Below are 15557 nucleotides of genomic sequence, written 5' to 3' on the forward strand. Positions count from 1 at the left end.
GCGTGGCTGATCCTGCGGATTTGTCGCAGGATATTGCGCGGATTGCGCGCTGGCGAGGCATCATGCGGCAATCGCGCAGGAAATTCACCGCGTCCACCCCTATCCTTCACCCATTCGCAACGGAGTGGCGGCAATGCGCGTCGTGGTGCTCGGCAGTGGCGTCGTGGGCGTGACCAGCGCCTGGTACCTGGCCCGGGCGGGCCACCAGGTGACGGTGCTGGACCGCCAGCCGGCGGCCGGCATGGAAACCAGCTTCGCCAATGCCGGCCAGGTCTCCCCCGGCTATTCCGCCCCCTGGGCCGGCCCCGGCATCCCCATCAAGGCGCTGAAGTGGCTGATGATGCGCCACCGCCCCCTGGTGCTGTGGCCGAGCATGGATGGCGGCCTCTATGGCTGGCTGGCGCAGATGCTGGCGAACTGCACGGAAGCCGCCTATGGCCGCAACAAGGCCCGCATGGTGCGCCTGGCCGAGTATTCGCGCGACTGCCTGAAGGACCTGCGCGACGACACCGGCATCCAGTACGACCAGCGCACGCGCGGCACGCTGCAGCTGTTCCGCACGCAGAAGCAGCTGGATTCGATCAGCGCGGATATCGAGGTGCTGAAGGGCTTCGCCGTGCGCCATTCGGTGCTGGATGCGGCCGGCTGCATCGCGGCGGAGCCGGCGCTGGGCCTGGTGCCGGGCAAGTTCGTGGGCGGGCTGCAGCTGCCGGGCGACGAGACCGGCGATGCCCATGTCTTCACCCAGCGCCTCGCGGCCCTCGCCGCCGCGGCGGGGGTGGTCTTCCGGCATGGCGTGACGATCAAGGCGCTGGAGACGGAAGCCGGCCGCGTGACGGGCGTGGCGACGGATACCGGCCGCGTCACCGCGGACCACTATGTGGTGGCCATGGGCAGCTATTCGCCGGCCCTGCTGCGGCCGCTGGGCGTGCATGTGCCGGTCTATCCGGTGAAGGGCTATTCGCTGACGCTGCCCATCACGGATGAGGCCGCGGCGCCCGTCTCCACCGTGATGGACGAGACCTACAAGGTCGCGATCACGCGGCTCGGCGACCGAATCCGCGTCGGCGGCACGGCGGAACTCGCCGGCTTCTCGCTGAAGCTGCGCCGCCCGCGGCGGGAGACGCTGGCCCATAGCGTCGGCGACCTGTTCCCGAAGGGCGGCGACATCGAGCGTGCGAGCTTCTGGACCGGCCTGCGGCCGATGACGCCGGACGGCACGCCGGTGGTGGGCCCGACGCGCTTCGCGAACCTGTCGCTGAACACCGGCCACGGGACGCTCGGCTGGACCATGGCCTGCGGGTCGGGCCGCCTGCTGGCGGATCTCGTCACCGGCCGGAAACCCGATATCGCCGCCGACGACCTGGCCCTCGACCGCTACGCCATCGCCTGAGCCGCCTTCATTTCAGGGTGGCCGGCATCCGCCGGTTGCCCTATCGGCTCCGGTGCCGCCCCACGACCCGCCGGAGACGAGACATTGGAACACCACACGCCACTCATCGCCATGATCGCGGCGGGCCTTGGCCTGGCCTTCATCTTCGGCATGGTGGCGCATCGCCTGAAACTCTCGCCGCTGGTGGGCTACCTGCTGGCGGGGGTGGCGGTGGGGCCCTTCACGCCCGGATTCGTGGCGGACCAGGAACTGGCGAACCAGCTCGCCGAGATCGGCGTGATCCTGCTGATGTTCGCCGTGGGTCTTCACTTCTCCTTGAAGGACCTGATGGCGGTGAAGTCCATCGCGCTGCCCGGCGCGGTGGGGCAGATCGCGGTGGCGACGGTGATGGGCATGGCGCTGGCCTGGACGATGGGCTGGGGCATCGGCGCGGGGCTGGTCTTCGGCCTCGCGCTGTCCGTCGCCTCCACCGTCGTGCTGGTGCGCGCGCTGCAGGAACGGCGGATCATCGATACCGAACGCGGCAAGATCGCGGTGGGCTGGCTGATCGTGGAGGACCTGGCCATGGTCCTCGCCCTGGTGCTGCTGCCCGCGATCGGGCCGGCGCTGCTGCCGGGTGGCACGGCGCTGTCCATGGCGGACATCGCCTCCACCTTCGCCATCACCATCGCCAAGGTCGCGGCCTTCGTCGCCCTGATGCTGGTGGGCGGGCGGCGGCTGATCCCCTGGGTCATGCACTACGCCGCCCATACCGGGTCGCGGGAGCTGTTCCGCCTGGCGGTCTATGCGGTGGCGCTCGGCGTCGCCTATGGCGCGGCGGGGCTGTTCGGCGTGTCCTTCGCGCTGGGCGCCTTCTTCGCCGGCATGGTGATGGGCGAAAGCCGCCTGTCCCAGCGCGCGGCGGAGGAAGCGCTGCCGCTGCGCGACGCCTTCGCGGTGCTGTTCTTCGTCTCGGTCGGCATGCTGTTCAACCCGGCCGTGCTGGTGGACAGCCCGATGGCGGTGCTGGCGACGGTCGCGATCATCGTCATCGGCAAGTCCGCCGCCGCCTACGCCATTGTCCGCGCCTTCGGCCACCCGGCCGCCACCGCGATGACCATCTCCGTCAGCCTGGCGCAGATCGGCGAATTCTCCTTCATCCTGATGGGGCTCGGCGTCACGCTGGGCCTGGTGGACGGGCATGCGCGGGACCTGGTGCTGGCCGGGGCCATCATCTCCATCCTGGTCAACCCCTTCCTGTTCGCGGCGGTTGAACGCGGGCGCACCAAGATCCTGACGCGCATCCAGTTCACCAAGGACGCCGCCGCGACCGCCGCCGCCAAGGCCACGCCGGAAGCGCCGGAACCCGCCGCCCAGGCCGCGGCCGCCGCCGTGCCGGAACCCGCGCCCGCCACGGTGGCGGAAGCGGTGGTCGAGGGGGCGAAGGACGCCGTCGCGGCCGGCACGGCGGAGCCCGAGCCCGAGACCGCCGGCCCCGCGGTGACCACGCTGACGGACCATGACGTGGTGGTGGGCTATGGCCGCGTCGGCAGCCTGGTCGGCGCCAGGCTGGTCGCGGCCGGGCGCCCCGTGGTGGTGATCGAGGAGGCGGACGAGGCCGTGGCCGCCGCCCGGGCCGATGGCGCGGAGATCGTCGTCGGCAATGCCGCGGACCCGGAGGTGCTGGCCGCCGCGAACCTGGCCCAGGCCCGGCGCCTGTTCGTGACGGTGCCGGAGACCTTCGAGGCCGGCCAGGTGGTCGAGCAATCCCGCGCCCTGAACGCGACGCTGGAGATCCTGGCCCGCGCCCATTCGGACGAGGCGGTGGACCACCTGAACGGCCTCGGCGCCAACCTCTCCATCAGCGGGGAGCGCGAGATCGCGCTCCGCATGCTGGAACGCGCCGGCGGATAGCTACCGGCGCTCGAGGAAGCGGGCGACGAAATCGAGCCTGTCCTGGCCCCAGAAGATCTCGTCGCCGATCACGTAGCTCGGCGCGCCGAAGACGCCGCGGGCCAGCGCCTCGCGGCTCTCCTCGATGCGCATCGCCGCCCAGCGCCGATCCTCCGCCCGCGCCAGCAGGGCAGGGGCGTCGATCCCGGCCTCCGCGATCAGGCGCGACAGCGTCTCGCGATCCGCCGGATTCGCCTCCTCCTCCCACAGCGCGCGCAGGATGCGATGGGCCAGGGCGACGGCGGGCGCATCGCCCAGCCCCTCCCGCGCCGCGATCACGCAATGCGCGGCGAAGACCTCGTCGAAGGGTGAGTGCCGCGGCGCCAGGATGATCGGCACGCCGAGATGCGCGCGCCAGCGCCGCAATTCCTGCGCGCGATAGGCCTGGCGTTGCGGGCTGCGCTTCGGCAAGGGCAGGCCGCCCGAGGCGGGGAAGATCGTCTCCCGGTAGTCGCAGGGATGCACGCGCAGGGTCGCGCCATGCTTCGCGGCCAGCGCCTCGATCCGCGTGGCGCCGAGATGCGCCCAGGGGCTGTTGAGGCTGATGTAGTAGTCGATCACCAACGGCATCGTTGTCCCTCCCTCCGCGCGATCATCGCGGCGCGCGGGCGGTGCGGCAATCGGGTGCGCGGGTGGCGGCTGGAGAGGGGCTCCTCGCCCCTCTCCAGACCTCTCCCCCGCCAGGGTCCAACGGGACCCTGGACCGCGAGGTTATTGGTCGGTGAAGGGGAGGAGCGTCTTCCCAGCGGAGACGGCGCGCCTTCAGGACCCCGCCCGCAGCGGGATCACGCGTTGCAGCGTGCAGGACACGGCATCGCCGGTGGCGAAGGCGGGGGCGGCGGCGGGGGTGACGACGAAGAGTTCGCCGGCCGGCGTCTGCACCTCGTATTCCCGGGTCTGGCCGAGGAAGGCGGCGCGCTGGATGCGGCCGGGCAGGCCGGGGTTGCCCTCGGCCTGCGGCAGGATGGATTCGGGCCGCACGGCGATCTGCGCGGGGCCGGGCGGGTGCGCGCGCATTAGGGTATCGAGCGCGACGCCGCCGAGGGCGATGCGGTTCGGGCCCAGCACCTCCCCCTGGATGACGTTCGCCTCGCCCATGAAATCGGCGATGAAGGCGTCGGCGGGGTCTTCGTAGAGTTCGGTCGGCGTGCCCATCTGCGCGATCTTCCCGGCGCGCATGACGCAGACGAGGTCGGAGACGGCCAGCGCTTCCTGCTGGTCATGCGTGACATAGACAACGGAGAGGTCGAGCTTCTTCTGCAGGTCGCGGATGTCCTCCCGCACGCGGCGGCGGAGCCGCGCATCGAGATTGGAGAGCGGTTCGTCGAACAGCAGGACCTTGGGGCGCAGCACGAGGGCGCGGGCCACGGCGACGCGCTGCTGCTGGCCGCCCGAAAGCTCGGAGGGCAGGCGCTGGCCGAGGCCCTCGAGCCCGAGCGTCTTCAGCATGGCAAGCGCTTCGGCTTCGGCGGAGGCCTTGCGGGCGCCGTTGACGAGCAGGCCGTAGGAGACGTTTTCCAGCACGTTCATGTGTGGGAACAGCGCGTAGGATTGGAACACCATCGCGATGCGCCGCTCCGCGGCGGCCAGCGCGGTGACATCCTTGCCCTCGATCTCGATGCGCCCGCTGGTCGGCAGTTCGAGGCCCGCGACGAGACGCAGCGTCGTGGTCTTGCCGCAGCCGGAGGGGCCCAGCAGCGTGACGAGCGCGCCGCGCGGCAGGGCGAAGGAGACCTCGTCCACCGCGCGGAAACTGCCGAAGGCCTTGATGACGCGGTCGAAGGTGATGGAGACGTCGGACATGTCGGTCAGGCCCCGGCGTGCATGGTGGTTGGCGTCGCCGCGCGCCGGCCGATCTGCGCGCGGCCGACCAGCTTCTCGATCCCGAGCACGACAGCCAGCATGATGACGATGAGCACGGTGGAATAGGCGATGGCGAGCGCCATCTCCCCGGCCTCCACGCGCCCCACGATATAGACGGTGGCGAGGTTGTGCTGCGCGGAGACGAGGAAGATCACGGCCGAGACCGCCGTCATCGCATGCACGAAGCTGAAGGCGAGGGAGGCGACGATGGCCGGCCGCAGCAGCGGCAGCACGACGCGGCGTAGCGTGGATAGCGCGCCGCCGCCCATGGTGGCGGAGGCCTCGTCCAGCGACTTGTCGATCTGGGCGAGGGCCGCGAGGCCGCCGCGCACGCCGACGGGCAGGTTGCGGAAGACGAAGCAGATGATGAGGATCAGCGCCGTGCCCGTGAGTTCGACGGGCGGAACGTTGAAGGCCATGACGTAGGAAACGCCGACCACGGTGCCGGGGATGGCGAAGGACAGCATGGTCATGAATTCCAGCGTGCCCCGTCCCTTGAAGGACTGCCGCGCGATCAGCCAGGCGAGGAGGATGCCGAGGCCTGCCGTCAGCGGGGCCGCGATGGCCGCGACCTCGATCGTCGTGAACAGGCTATCCCAGGCGCTGCCGCGGAAGTCGAGGCCGTTATGCCATTCGACCTCGAAGCCCGTCAGGAAGTGGCGCCAGGTGAAGCTCATGTCGCCGCGGCCGATGTCGCGCACGAAGCCGCCGACCAGGATGATGCCATAGACCACGGCGGTGAAGAGCATCCAGGGCCAGACGACGACGGAGCAGGCGAGCTTCAGCCCCTTCGGCAGCGGCGCCGGCAGTCCGCTATCGCCCTTGCCCGTCACGGTGGTGTAGCGCCGCTTGCCGAGCCAGAGGGCCTGCAGCGCGAAGGCGCCGAAGGTCAGCGCCAGCAGCAGAAGCGCCAGCGCCGCGGCGCGGCCCGGATCATGCCGGGCGCCGGCGATGGCGAAGAAGATGCGGGTGGAGAGCACGTCGAAATCGCCGCCCAGCACCAGCGGGTTGCCGAAATCGGCCAGACTTTCCACGAAGCCGAGCAGGAAGGCCGCGGCCAGGGCCGGCTTCAGCAGCGGCCAGGTGACGCTGCGGAACACCTTGAAGCGCTTCGCGCCCATGGTGCTGGCCGCTTCCTCCAGGCTCGGCGAGATCGCGCGCAAGGCGCCGTCCAGCAGCATGAAGGCGACGGGCGCCTGCGCCAGCACCTGCGCCATCAGCACGCCGGGCAGGCCGTAGATCCAGCGGCTGCGGGGAATGTCGAAATTCTCCCACAGGAAGGCGGTGACGATGCCGGTGCGGCCGAACAGGACGATGAGCGCCAGGGAGACGACGAAGGGCGGCGTGATGAGGGGCAGGATCGTCATGGCGCGGAAGGCGACCGCGCCGCGGACATTGCCGCGCACCGAAAGCAGCGCGAAGCCGAGGCCGAGGAGCGTCGAGATCACGCCCGTCAGCGTCGCCAGCAGCAGCGTGTTCCACACCACGCCGCAGCCGGCATGGGTGGTGACGCAGGCGAGCGACCAGGCCTCCGGCGCCGTCAGCCGCGCGGCCATCGCCTCCGGCGCGAAGCGCCCATCCTCGTAGATCGCGGCGGAGAGGATCGTGACCAGCGGCACGAAGACGAAGAGCAGCAGGAGAAAGGCGCTGCCGCAGACGAGGAAGCTGACGAAGGCATCCGCGCCGAAGCTGCCGCGGGCCGCGAGCCCCGCGGAGAAGAAGGCGACGCCGCCCGCCAGCACCAGCAGCGCGCCCCAGCCGAGGGAAGGCTGCGCCGGTGGCACGCCGAGCAGCGGCGCCAGGCCCTGCCAGGCCAGGCCGTTCAGCCCGATCGCGTGCCCCATCAGGAAGACCCAGGCGACGATGCCGGCGCCCGCCACCATCAGCAGCAGGCCCGGCGCGCGGCCCCGCAACAGGGCGGGCGCCACGGCCGCCAGCAGCAGCGCCACGGGCCACAGCCACCAGCGGCTGCCATCGAGCAGCAGGGCCACAAGCGGCGCGGCCTCGCCACGCGGCCAGGCGGCCATCGCCGCCAGGCCATTCTCAAGCCCATGCCAGGGCGCGAGGAGGAAGCCGATCGCGGCGCAGAGCAGCGCCGCGCGGCCGAGGGTCAACGCGCCCATGGCAAGCGGTTCAGCGGGAGCCGGCGCGGACTTCGCGTTCCCAGCGCGTGATCACGCGCGTGCGCTCCGCCGCCGAGCCCCAGCGCGCGAAGTCGTAGTCGATCATGCGGATGTTCTCGAAGCGCGGCGCCTGGGGCGGGATGGGTGCGTTGCGGTTGGAGGGCAGCTGGTAGGAATTGGCCTGGCCCGCGATGCCCTGCGCTTCCGGCGACAGCGCCCAGTCATAGAAGCGGCGAGCATTGTCGAGGTTGCGGGCGCCGCGGATGATGGACATGGAGCCGATCTCGTAGCCCGTGCCCTCGCAGGGGGCGACGATCTCCACGGGGGCGCCGGCGATCTTCTGCGTCACCGCATCATGCAGGAAGGTGATGCCGACCAGCGTCTCGCCTGTGGCCGCGGCGCGGGCGGGCGCGGCGCCGGACCGCGTGTACTGGTTCACGTTGCGATGAAGGGCGCGGAGGTAGGTGAAGGCCGGCTCCTCCCCCATCACCTGCAGCAGCGTGGCCAGCATGGTGTAGGCGGTGCCGCTGGTGTTGGGATCGGCCACCTGGATCTCGCCGCGGAATTCCGGCTTGGCGAGGTCCGCCCAGCAGCGCGGGGCGGCGATGCGGCGGCGGGCGAGTTCCGTCGCGTTGTAGGAATAGCCCAGCGCGCCGGCATAGATGCCGACGGTGCGGAACTGCGTCTGCTCCGCCTGGCGCACCGCCCAGTCATGCAGCTCCGACAGGCGGGGCGAGCGGTATTCGAGGGTGAGGTTCTCCTCCGCCGCCTGCATATGCGGGTCGCCGGTGCCGCCCCACCAGACATCGCCGCGGGGGTTCGTGGCCTCCGCGCGGATCTGCGTCATGGTCTCGCCGCTCGATCGGCGCGTCATGGCGACGCGGATATTGGTCGCACGCTCGAAGGCCTGGACCATCGGGCGGCACCATTCCTCCTGCACCGAGCAATAGACGACGAGGTTGCCCTGCGCGCTGGCGGCGGCCGGGAGCACGGCGGTGCCACCCAGCACGAGGCCGGTGACGAGCAGGCGGCGGGCGAGGGTCATGGACGGAAGCCTCCTGGTGCGGCCGGCCTTATCGGGCCGGTCCGGGACTGTGACGGTTCAGTTAAGGCCGGGCGGGCGGCGGGCTCAAGGCCCCAACAGGGGGGCGAGGACTGGCCCGAGCGCGGGCGCGCCGATGCCCACGGGGTTGCCGCTGGCCAGCCAGTCGCCGCTGTCGAAATCATTCACCCAGGCACCCGCTTCCCGCGCGATGGCGACGGCGGCGCAGGCATCCCAGGAATTGATGTGCTGCTCGATATAACCCTCCAGCCGCCCATTCGCCGCTTCCACCAGGCCGAGCGTGCCGGAGCCGCCGACGCGGAGCCCCGCGCCCATGCCCATGATGGATTGCGACAGTTGGTGGAAGGCGGCCAGCGGCCGGCGCATGGACCAGCCGACCTCGATGGTGGCGCGGGCCATGCTGTCGATGGAGGACGCCTTGATGGGGATGCCGTTCAGCGTGGCGCCGCAGCCCTTGGCACCCGCAAAGACCTCCGACGGCACGTAGCGGGCGACCGCGCCGACCACGGCCTTGCCATCCAGCGCCATGCCGATGGAGACGCACCAGCGATCCCCGTTGCGGGAGAAGTTGGAGGTGCCGTCGATGGGATCGATGATCCAGAGCGGGCCGTCCACGGCGCCAAGGCCGCCGCCCATTTCCTCGCCCAGCACGGCCTCGCCCGGGAAGATGGTGGCCAGGCGGTCGCGGATGAAGCGTTCGGTGGCGCCATCGGCCTCGGTCAGGAAATCCTGCGCGCCCTTGAAGCTGGCCGCGCCCATGCCGCGGGCGCGCATGAGGAAGGCGCCCTGCGCCGCATCCCGCGCGATGGCGGCCGCCGCGTCGCGCCGCAGCGCGAATTCGCGAGTATTCACTCGTAGGCCCCCATGACGTTCTGGTCGAAATCGATCAGCGATCCCGTGACGATGCCGGAGGCATCGGAGAGCAGGTAGGTCGCGAGCCCCGCGACATCCGGCGCGCTGACCAGCCGCCCGAAGGGCTGCGCCGGCGCGGCGCGGTCCAGCCAGTCCGGCGGGTTGCCGTCCTTCTGCTGGATGACGTGCTCGCCCGGCGTGTCGGCCCAGCCGAGATTGATGCCGTTCACGCGGATGCGATGGGGGCGGAGGCCGAGCGCCGTGTTCTTCGTCAGCACCGCCAGCGCGCCCTTCGACGACGAATAGCCCGTGAGGAAAGGCTGCCCGCCATGGCTCGACATGGTGATGACGTTGACGATGGTGCCGGTCCGCTTCTCCGCCACCAGGCGACGACCCACGGCCTGAATCAGTTGAAAGGGCGCGCGGGCGTTGATGGCGAAAAGCCTGTCCCACAGCGCGATATCGGTGCCGAGGATGGTGCCGCGATCCGTCAGCCCGGCGGCATTCACCAGCCCATCCACCAGGCCGAGCGCCGCTTCCGCCTGCGCGACGATGCCGGCGGTGGCTTCGGCATCCGCGAGGTCGGCGGCGACGAAATGCGCCTCCGCCCCCAGCGCGCGCAGCGCCGCGACCACGGAAGCACCCCGTTCGGCATTGCGGCCGGTGATGCAGACGGCGCGGGCCCCGGCCTCGGCGGCGGCGATCGCGCAGGCCTCCCCGATTCCCTGCGTGCCGCCGGTGACGAGCACGCAGCGGCCTTCCAGCGAGACTGTCGGCAGGACGGTCATGCCACCGTCACCGGGCGGCCTTCGGTGAGGGAGCGGTAGGCGGCATCGGCCAGCACCAGCGCCTGGCGGCCATCCGCCGCGCCGACCGGCATGGGCGTGCCCTTCTCGACGCTGTCCAGGAAGGCGGCGAGCTCGATGCGATAGGCATCGGCGTAGCGTTCCAGGAAGAAGTGCAGCGGCAGGTCGGTGGCGACCGTCTTGCCATCGGCCTGCTCGACCGTGGTGCCGACGCGGTTGCCGGCGATGAGCCGCCCGGCGCTGCCATGCACCTCGACGCGTTGATCATAGCCATAGGCGGCGCGGCGGCTGTTGTTGATGTGGGCCATGCGGCCGGAGGCGGTCTTGAGGATGATCATGGCGCTGTCGATGTCGCCGGCCTCGCCGATCGCCTGGTCCACGAGGACGCTGCCGGTGGCGAAGACCTCGGTGGGTTCCTCGCCCAGCATCCAGCGGGCCATGTCGAAATCATGGATCGTCATGTCCCGGAACAGCCCGCCGGAGACCTTGATGTAGGAGACGGGGGGCGGGCCGGGGTCGCGGCTGGTGATCACCACCTGTTCGACGGCACCGATGGCGCCGGCGCCGATGCGGCGGTGCACCTCGGCGAAATTGGGGTCGAAGCGGCGGTTGAAGCCGACCAGCATGGGCACGCCGGCCTTGGCGACGGCGGCCAGGCAGGCATCGACGCGGGGGAGCGACAGGTCGATCGGCTTCTCGCAGAAGATGGCCTTGCCGGCCTCGGCGGCGGCGATGACCAGGTCCGCATGGGTGTCGGTGGAACTGGCGATGATCACGGCGCCGACGGCGGGGTCCGCCAGGGCGGTCGCGGTGTCGCTGACCTGGGCGCCATGCTTGGCGGCGAGCGCCGCGGCGGAGGGGGCGTGGACGTCCACGATGTGCCGAAGCGCCGCCCTGCCGCTGGCGGCCAGGTTGGCGGCATGGATGGCGCCGATGCGCCCGGCCCCGAATTGTGCGAATTGCAGCATGGCGTCCCTTATGGCCCCCTGGGGACCGCGTTTGGCGGCCCCGGCTTGTGGGGCCTGTCATCAATCCGTAACACTGGCCCGGCCGTCAACTCGGCCCCGCCGAAACGTCCAGGACCAGTCCCATGGCCACCATACGCCTGACCGCCGCCGAGGCCACGGTGCGCTTCCTCGCCGCCCAGATGACCGAGGTCGAGGGCCGGCCCGTGCCCCTGTTCGGGGGCGTCTTCGCCATCTTCGGGCATGGGAATGTCGCGGGACTCGGCCCGGCGCTGGAGGCCAACCGGAAGGCGCTGCCGACCTTCAGGGCGCATAACGAACAGGCCATGGCCCATGCCGCCATCGCCTTCGCCAAGGCGCATGCCCGGCGGCGGATGATGGCCTGCACCACCTCCATCGGGCCGGGCGCCACCAACATGGTGACGGCGGCGGCGCTGGCGCATGTGAACCGCCTGCCCGTGCTGTTCCTGCCGGGGGATGTCTTCGCGAATCGCCGGCCTGATCCCGTCCTGCAGCAGGTCGAGAGCTTCTCGGATGCGACGGTCTCCGCCAATGACTGCTTCCGGCCGGTATCCCGCTACTTCGACCGGATCATTCGGCCGGAGCAGCTGCTGGCGGCGCTGCCGGCGGCGATGCGGGTGCTGACCGACCCGGTGGAATGCGGCCCCGTCACCCTCGCCTTCCCGCAGGATGTGCAGACCGAGGCCTTCGACTGGCCCACCGAGTTCTTCCGCAAGCGCCTCCATCGCCCCCGCGCGCCGGAGCCGGATGCGCGGGAACTGGCGGCGGCGGCCGACGCCCTGAAGGCCGCGAAGCGTCCTCTGATCCTGGCCGGCGGCGGCGTGAAATACAGCGGCGCGGAGGCCGCGCTGGCCGATTTCGCGCATCGCCACGGCGTGCCGGTGGCGGAAACGCAGGCGGGCAAGGGGAGCCTGTCCTGGGACCACCCGCGCAATGCGGGGGCCATCGGCGTGACGGGCAGCGCGGCGGCCAATGCGCTGGCGGCCAAGGCCGATCTGGTGCTGGCCGTCGGCACGCGGCTCCAGGATTTTACCAGCGGTTCGCGCGCGCTGTTCGGCGGCGCGACGCTGCTCGGGCTGAACGTCGCGGCCTTCGATGCGGTGAAGCATGAGGGGCAGCCGCTGGTCGCCGATGCCGCGCGCGGGCTGGTGGCGCTGAGCGGCGCGCTCGGGCGGTGGTCGGCACCGCGGGAGTGGCAGGAGAAGGCGGTGACCGCGACGGCGCGCTGGCACCGCACGGTGGAGAAGGTGACGGCCGCGCCGAAGCCGAAGGACACGGCGCTGCCGTCGGACGCGCAGGTGCTTGGCGCCGTCAACCGCGCCATGCCGGCGGATGGCGTCGTCGTCTGCGCCGCCGGCGGGCTGCCGGGCGAACTCCACAAGCTGTGGCGTGCGACGGATGCCGCCAGCTACCACCTGGAATACGGCTATTCCTGCATGGGGTATGAGATCGCCGGTGGCCTCGGCGTGAAGATGGCGGTGCCGAAGCGGGAAGTGGTCGTGCTGGTCGGCGATGGCAGCTACCTCATGATGAACAGCGAGATCGCGACCTCCGTCATGCTGGGCGCCAAGCTGACCATCGTCGTGCTGGACAACCGCGGCTTCGGCTGCATCAACCGGCTGCAGCGCGGCACGGGCGGCGCGCCCTTCAACAATCTGCTGCCGGATGCTGCGCCGCGCGTCGATTTCGCGCTGCATGCGAAGTCCATGGGCGCCATCGCCACCAAGGTGGACGGAATCGCGGGGCTGGAAGCCGCACTCCCCAAGGCGCTGGCGGCAAAGCGCACCAGCGTCATCGTCATCGACACCGACCCGCAGGTGAGCACCGCGGAAGGCGGCGCCTGGTGGGACGTGCCCGTGGCCGCCGCGCCGAAGGGCGAGGCCCAGATTGCAGCACGGCGCGCCTATGAGGCGGCGCTGAAGAAGCAGGAACACTGAGATGCGCGTGAAGCTGGCGATCAACCCGCTGACCTGGACCAATGACGACATGCCGGAACTCGGCGCGGAAACGCCGCTCGAGACCTGCCTGGCGGAGGCGAAGCTGGCAGGCTTCGCGGGTGTCGAGCTCGGCAACAAGTTCCCGCGCACGCCTGCCGCGCTGAAGCCGATCCTGGATGCGCATGGGCTGGCGCTGGCGTCGGGCTGGTACGGGTCGAACCTGCTGGAGCGCGACGTGGATGCGGAGATGGAAGCCGCGGAGCCGCATATCGCGCTGCTCTCGGCACTCGGCTGCACGGCGATGGTCCACTGCGAGGTGACCAGCGCCATCCATGGCAACAAGGGCAAGCCGGTGGCGGAGCGGCCGGTCCTGACCGAGGCGCAATGGGATGTGCTGCTGCCGCGGCTCGATGAGATGGCGAAGCGGCTCGGCGATCGCGGCCTGGCGATGGCCTATCACCACCACATGGGCACGCTGATCGAAAGCGAGGCCGAGATCGACCGGATGATGGCCGGCACCAGGCATGTCGGCCTGCTGCTGGACACCGGGCATCTGACCTTCGCGGGCGGCGATCCCGTCCGCGCCGCGCGCAACCACGCGAAGCGCGTGACGCATTTCCATGCCAAGGACATCCGCGCCGATGTCATGGCGGATGTGAAGCGGCGCAACCTCTCCTTCCTCGACAGCGTGCTGGCCGGCGTCTTCACCGTGCCGGGTGATGGCTGCGTCGATTACGCTGCCGTGCTGCCGCACGTCGCGGCCGCCGGCTATTCCGGCTGGCTGGTGGTGGAGGCGGAGCAGGATCCTGCCATCGCGCATCCGCTCACCTATGCGCGGATGGGGCATGACAACCTCGCCCGCTTCGCGGCTGCCGCCTTCGGGTGACGAAGACCGTCATCCTGCATGCCGATGATGTCGGCATGTGCCATGGGGCGAATCTCGCCTACCTCGCGCTGTTCCGCGCGGGGCGGATCGACAGCGGCAGCGTCATGGTGCCGTGCCCCTGGTTCCCCGAGATCGCGGCCGAGGCGCGGGGCGATACGACCCTCGACCTTGGCGTGCACCTGACGCTGACCAGCGAATGGCCCGCCTATCGCTGGGGGCCGATCTCGACGCGCTCGGCGGCCTCGGGGCTGATGGATGGCGATGGCTTCTTCTCGCCCAACGTCGCGACCCTGCGCGCGACGGTGAAGCCGGAAGCGGCGCTGGCGGAAATGCGGGCGCAGATCGACCGCGCCCTCGCCCTGGGCATCGATGCCACGCATCTCGACACGCATATGGGCGCGGCGCTGGTGCCGGAGATCCTGCCCCACACGCTGGCCCTCGCCCGCGAATACCGGCTGCCGCTGCTGCTGCCGCGCGACATCGGCAGCTACCTCGGCGTGCTGAAGCTGGGGGAGGTGGATCGCGCGCTCTACGCCGAGGCCTTCGCGATGATGAGCGAGGCCGGCATGCCGGTGATCGAGCGCTTCGCCATGACGCCGAACCGCGAGGTGTCGGCCGAAAGCTACCGCGACATCGTCGTGCCGGCGGGGGAGGGGATCACCTTCGTCTCGCTGCACCCGAATGCGCCGGGCGATATCGAGGCGATCACGGCAGCGCATCCGCGGCAGAAGCCGGAATGGCGCATCGGGGAGTATCAGCGCTTCGGCGATGGCACCATGCAGGCGGTGATGGACGCGCACGGCGTGGCGCGAAGCGGGTTCCGGGCGCTCAGGGATCGCTGGCGGGGGTGATGGCGGCTTCCGCCAGCAGCCAGTCGCGCAGCGCCGCGGCGCGGGGCGTGGGCGAGCCGGGGGGCAGCAGCAGCCAGTAATGGTCGCCCGTCGGGGCCTCGGCCTTCGACAGGCGCACCAGCCGCCGGCGCCGCACCTCCTCCGCCACGAAGGCGGGGGAGCAGATGACGGCGCCGAGTCCCTCCGCCGCCGCCTGGATCGCCAGCGTCGTGCTTTCGAACAGCAGGGGCGGGGCGGGGGGCGGCAGGCCGGCGGCCTCGTGCCAAACCGCCCAGTCCCGAGGCCGCACGCGGCTGCCGAGCAGGCTCATGCCCTCCAGCTTCCCCCGTTTCGCGGCGAAGGGCGCGACCATCACGGGTTGCAGGCGCACCGCGTCGCGGGCCGGGGGCTTGGCGGCCGGGGCGGTGCGGATGGCGGCGTCCAGCCCCTCCCGCGCGAAATCCACGGCGGGGTCGGTGCCGGTCATCACCTCCACCTCCTGCCCCGGATGCAGGGCGCGGAAGCGGGGCAGGCGGGGGATCAGCCAGCGCAGCGCCCAGGTCGTATAGGCGCGGATGCGTAGCGGCGTGGCACCGCGCAGCGCCGCGGTGGCGGCGGCGATGTCGCCGAAGGCCTGGTTCAGCGCGGCGGCGTAGCGCGCCCCTTCCTCCGTCAGCCGCAGCGCATTGGCGCCGCGATGCACCAGCGCGACGCCCAGCGCGGCTTCCAGCTCCCGGATCCGGCGGCTGATGGCGGGCTGCGTCAGGTTCAGCCGGGCGCCGGCGCCGGTCAGGCTGCCGGTCTCGGCCACCAGGGCGAAGGCGCGCAGCGCGCCGAGGGGCGGAAGCTCCATGGCCGCCCAGCATAACCAGGGCTTGGGGTAGGG

Annotated in this window: 13 protein-coding genes; 5 read left to right on the forward strand and 8 right to left on the reverse strand. The window is 71.1% G+C overall.

What is annotated here, in order from left to right; all coding sequences use genetic code 11:
• Positions 1-124: 124 nt before the first annotated feature.
• Positions 125-1393: a D-amino acid dehydrogenase gene (locus JJI54_RS24210; protein WP_318987570.1), complete on the forward strand. Its 1269-nt coding sequence runs from the start codon at positions 125-127 to the stop codon at positions 1391-1393.
• A gap of 84 nt (positions 1394-1477) precedes the next feature.
• Entirely contained in the window at positions 1478-3286 is a 1809-nt protein-coding gene (locus JJI54_RS24215) for a cation:proton antiporter domain-containing protein (protein WP_203075985.1), read from the forward strand.
• On the opposite strand, the gene JJI54_RS24220 is transcribed toward JJI54_RS24215, so the two are convergent.
• The 7 genes from JJI54_RS24220 to iolG form a co-directional block, all read right to left on the reverse strand.
• Entirely contained in the window at positions 3287-3895 is a 609-nt protein-coding gene (locus JJI54_RS24220) for a 2-hydroxychromene-2-carboxylate isomerase (protein WP_203075986.1), read from the reverse strand.
• Positions 3896-4087: 192 nt separating this feature from the next.
• Positions 4088-5128, reverse strand: coding sequence for an ABC transporter ATP-binding protein (locus tag JJI54_RS24225; RefSeq protein WP_203075987.1), 1041 nt, complete (start codon positions 5126-5128; stop codon positions 4088-4090).
• A 5-nt stretch (positions 5129-5133) separates the two neighbouring features.
• Positions 5134-7311: an ABC transporter permease gene (locus tag JJI54_RS24230; RefSeq protein WP_203075988.1), complete on the reverse strand. Its 2178-nt coding sequence runs from the start codon at positions 7309-7311 to the stop codon at positions 5134-5136.
• A gap of 10 nt (positions 7312-7321) precedes the next feature.
• Entirely contained in the window at positions 7322-8356 is a 1035-nt protein-coding gene (locus JJI54_RS24235; RefSeq protein ID WP_203075989.1) for an ABC transporter substrate-binding protein, read from the reverse strand.
• Positions 8357-8440: 84 nt separating this feature from the next.
• A complete protein-coding gene (locus JJI54_RS24240; RefSeq protein WP_203075990.1) occupies positions 8441-9226 on the reverse strand; it encodes an inositol monophosphatase family protein in 786 nt (261 codons plus the stop codon).
• Positions 9223-10014, reverse strand: a complete 792-nt coding sequence (locus JJI54_RS24245) for an SDR family oxidoreductase (protein ID WP_203075991.1) — start codon at positions 10012-10014, stop codon at positions 9223-9225. The genes JJI54_RS24240 and JJI54_RS24245 overlap by 4 nt, the downstream gene beginning before the upstream one ends.
• Positions 10011-11000: an inositol 2-dehydrogenase gene (iolG, locus tag JJI54_RS24250; protein WP_203075992.1), complete on the reverse strand. Its 990-nt coding sequence runs from the start codon at positions 10998-11000 to the stop codon at positions 10011-10013. The genes JJI54_RS24245 and iolG overlap by 4 nt, the downstream gene beginning before the upstream one ends.
• A gap of 122 nt (positions 11001-11122) precedes the next feature.
• Here iolG and iolD point away from each other — a divergent pair, with 122 nt between their 5' ends.
• From iolD to JJI54_RS24265, 3 genes are read left to right on the forward strand one after another with little or no spacing between them, the layout of a single operon-like run.
• A complete protein-coding gene (iolD, locus tag JJI54_RS24255) occupies positions 11123-12955 on the forward strand; it encodes a 3D-(3,5/4)-trihydroxycyclohexane-1,2-dione acylhydrolase (decyclizing) (RefSeq protein ID WP_203075993.1) in 1833 nt (610 codons plus the stop codon).
• A gap of 1 nt (position 12956) precedes the next feature.
• Positions 12957-13841: a myo-inosose-2 dehydratase gene (iolE, locus tag JJI54_RS24260; protein WP_203075994.1), complete on the forward strand. Its 885-nt coding sequence runs from the start codon at positions 12957-12959 to the stop codon at positions 13839-13841.
• Positions 13838-14692: a polysaccharide deacetylase family protein gene (locus JJI54_RS24265; RefSeq protein WP_203075995.1), complete on the forward strand. Its 855-nt coding sequence runs from the start codon at positions 13838-13840 to the stop codon at positions 14690-14692. Before iolE ends, JJI54_RS24265 begins: the two co-directional genes overlap by 4 nt.
• Here JJI54_RS24265 and JJI54_RS24270 read toward each other — a convergent pair.
• Positions 14670-15524, reverse strand: coding sequence for a LysR substrate-binding domain-containing protein (locus JJI54_RS24270; RefSeq protein ID WP_203075996.1), 855 nt, complete (start codon positions 15522-15524; stop codon positions 14670-14672). The genes JJI54_RS24265 and JJI54_RS24270 overlap by 23 nt on opposite strands.
• Positions 15525-15557: the final 33 nt, after the last annotated feature.

The sequence above is a fragment of the Falsiroseomonas ponticola genome (assembly GCF_016805305.1).
Lineage (GTDB): Bacteria > Pseudomonadota > Alphaproteobacteria > Acetobacterales > Acetobacteraceae > Falsiroseomonas > Falsiroseomonas ponticola.

Bases quoted from the DNA above. Each gene is read 5' to 3' on its own strand.
- iolD (WP_203075993.1), top strand. From the start codon at position 11,123: ATGGCCACCATACGCCTGACCGCCGCCGAGGCCACGGTGCGCTTCCTC.
- iolE (WP_203075994.1), top strand. From the start codon at position 12,957: ATGCGCGTGAAGCTGGCGATCAACCCGCTGACCTGGACCAATGACGAC.
- JJI54_RS24270 (WP_203075996.1), bottom strand. From the start codon at position 15,524: ATGGAGCTTCCGCCCCTCGGCGCGCTGCGCGCCTTCGCCCTGGTGGCC.
- JJI54_RS24235 (WP_203075989.1), bottom strand. From the start codon at position 8,356: ATGACCCTCGCCCGCCGCCTGCTCGTCACCGGCCTCGTGCTGGGTGGC.
- JJI54_RS24245 (WP_203075991.1), bottom strand. From the start codon at position 10,014: ATGACCGTCCTGCCGACAGTCTCGCTGGAAGGCCGCTGCGTGCTCGTC.
- JJI54_RS24230 (WP_203075988.1), bottom strand. From the start codon at position 7,311: ATGGGCGCGTTGACCCTCGGCCGCGCGGCGCTGCTCTGCGCCGCGATC.
- iolG (WP_203075992.1), bottom strand. From the start codon at position 11,000: ATGCTGCAATTCGCACAATTCGGGGCCGGGCGCATCGGCGCCATCCAT.
- JJI54_RS24225 (WP_203075987.1), bottom strand. From the start codon at position 5,128: ATGTCCGACGTCTCCATCACCTTCGACCGCGTCATCAAGGCCTTCGGC.
- JJI54_RS24220 (WP_203075986.1), bottom strand. From the start codon at position 3,895: ATGCCGTTGGTGATCGACTACTACATCAGCCTCAACAGCCCCTGGGCG.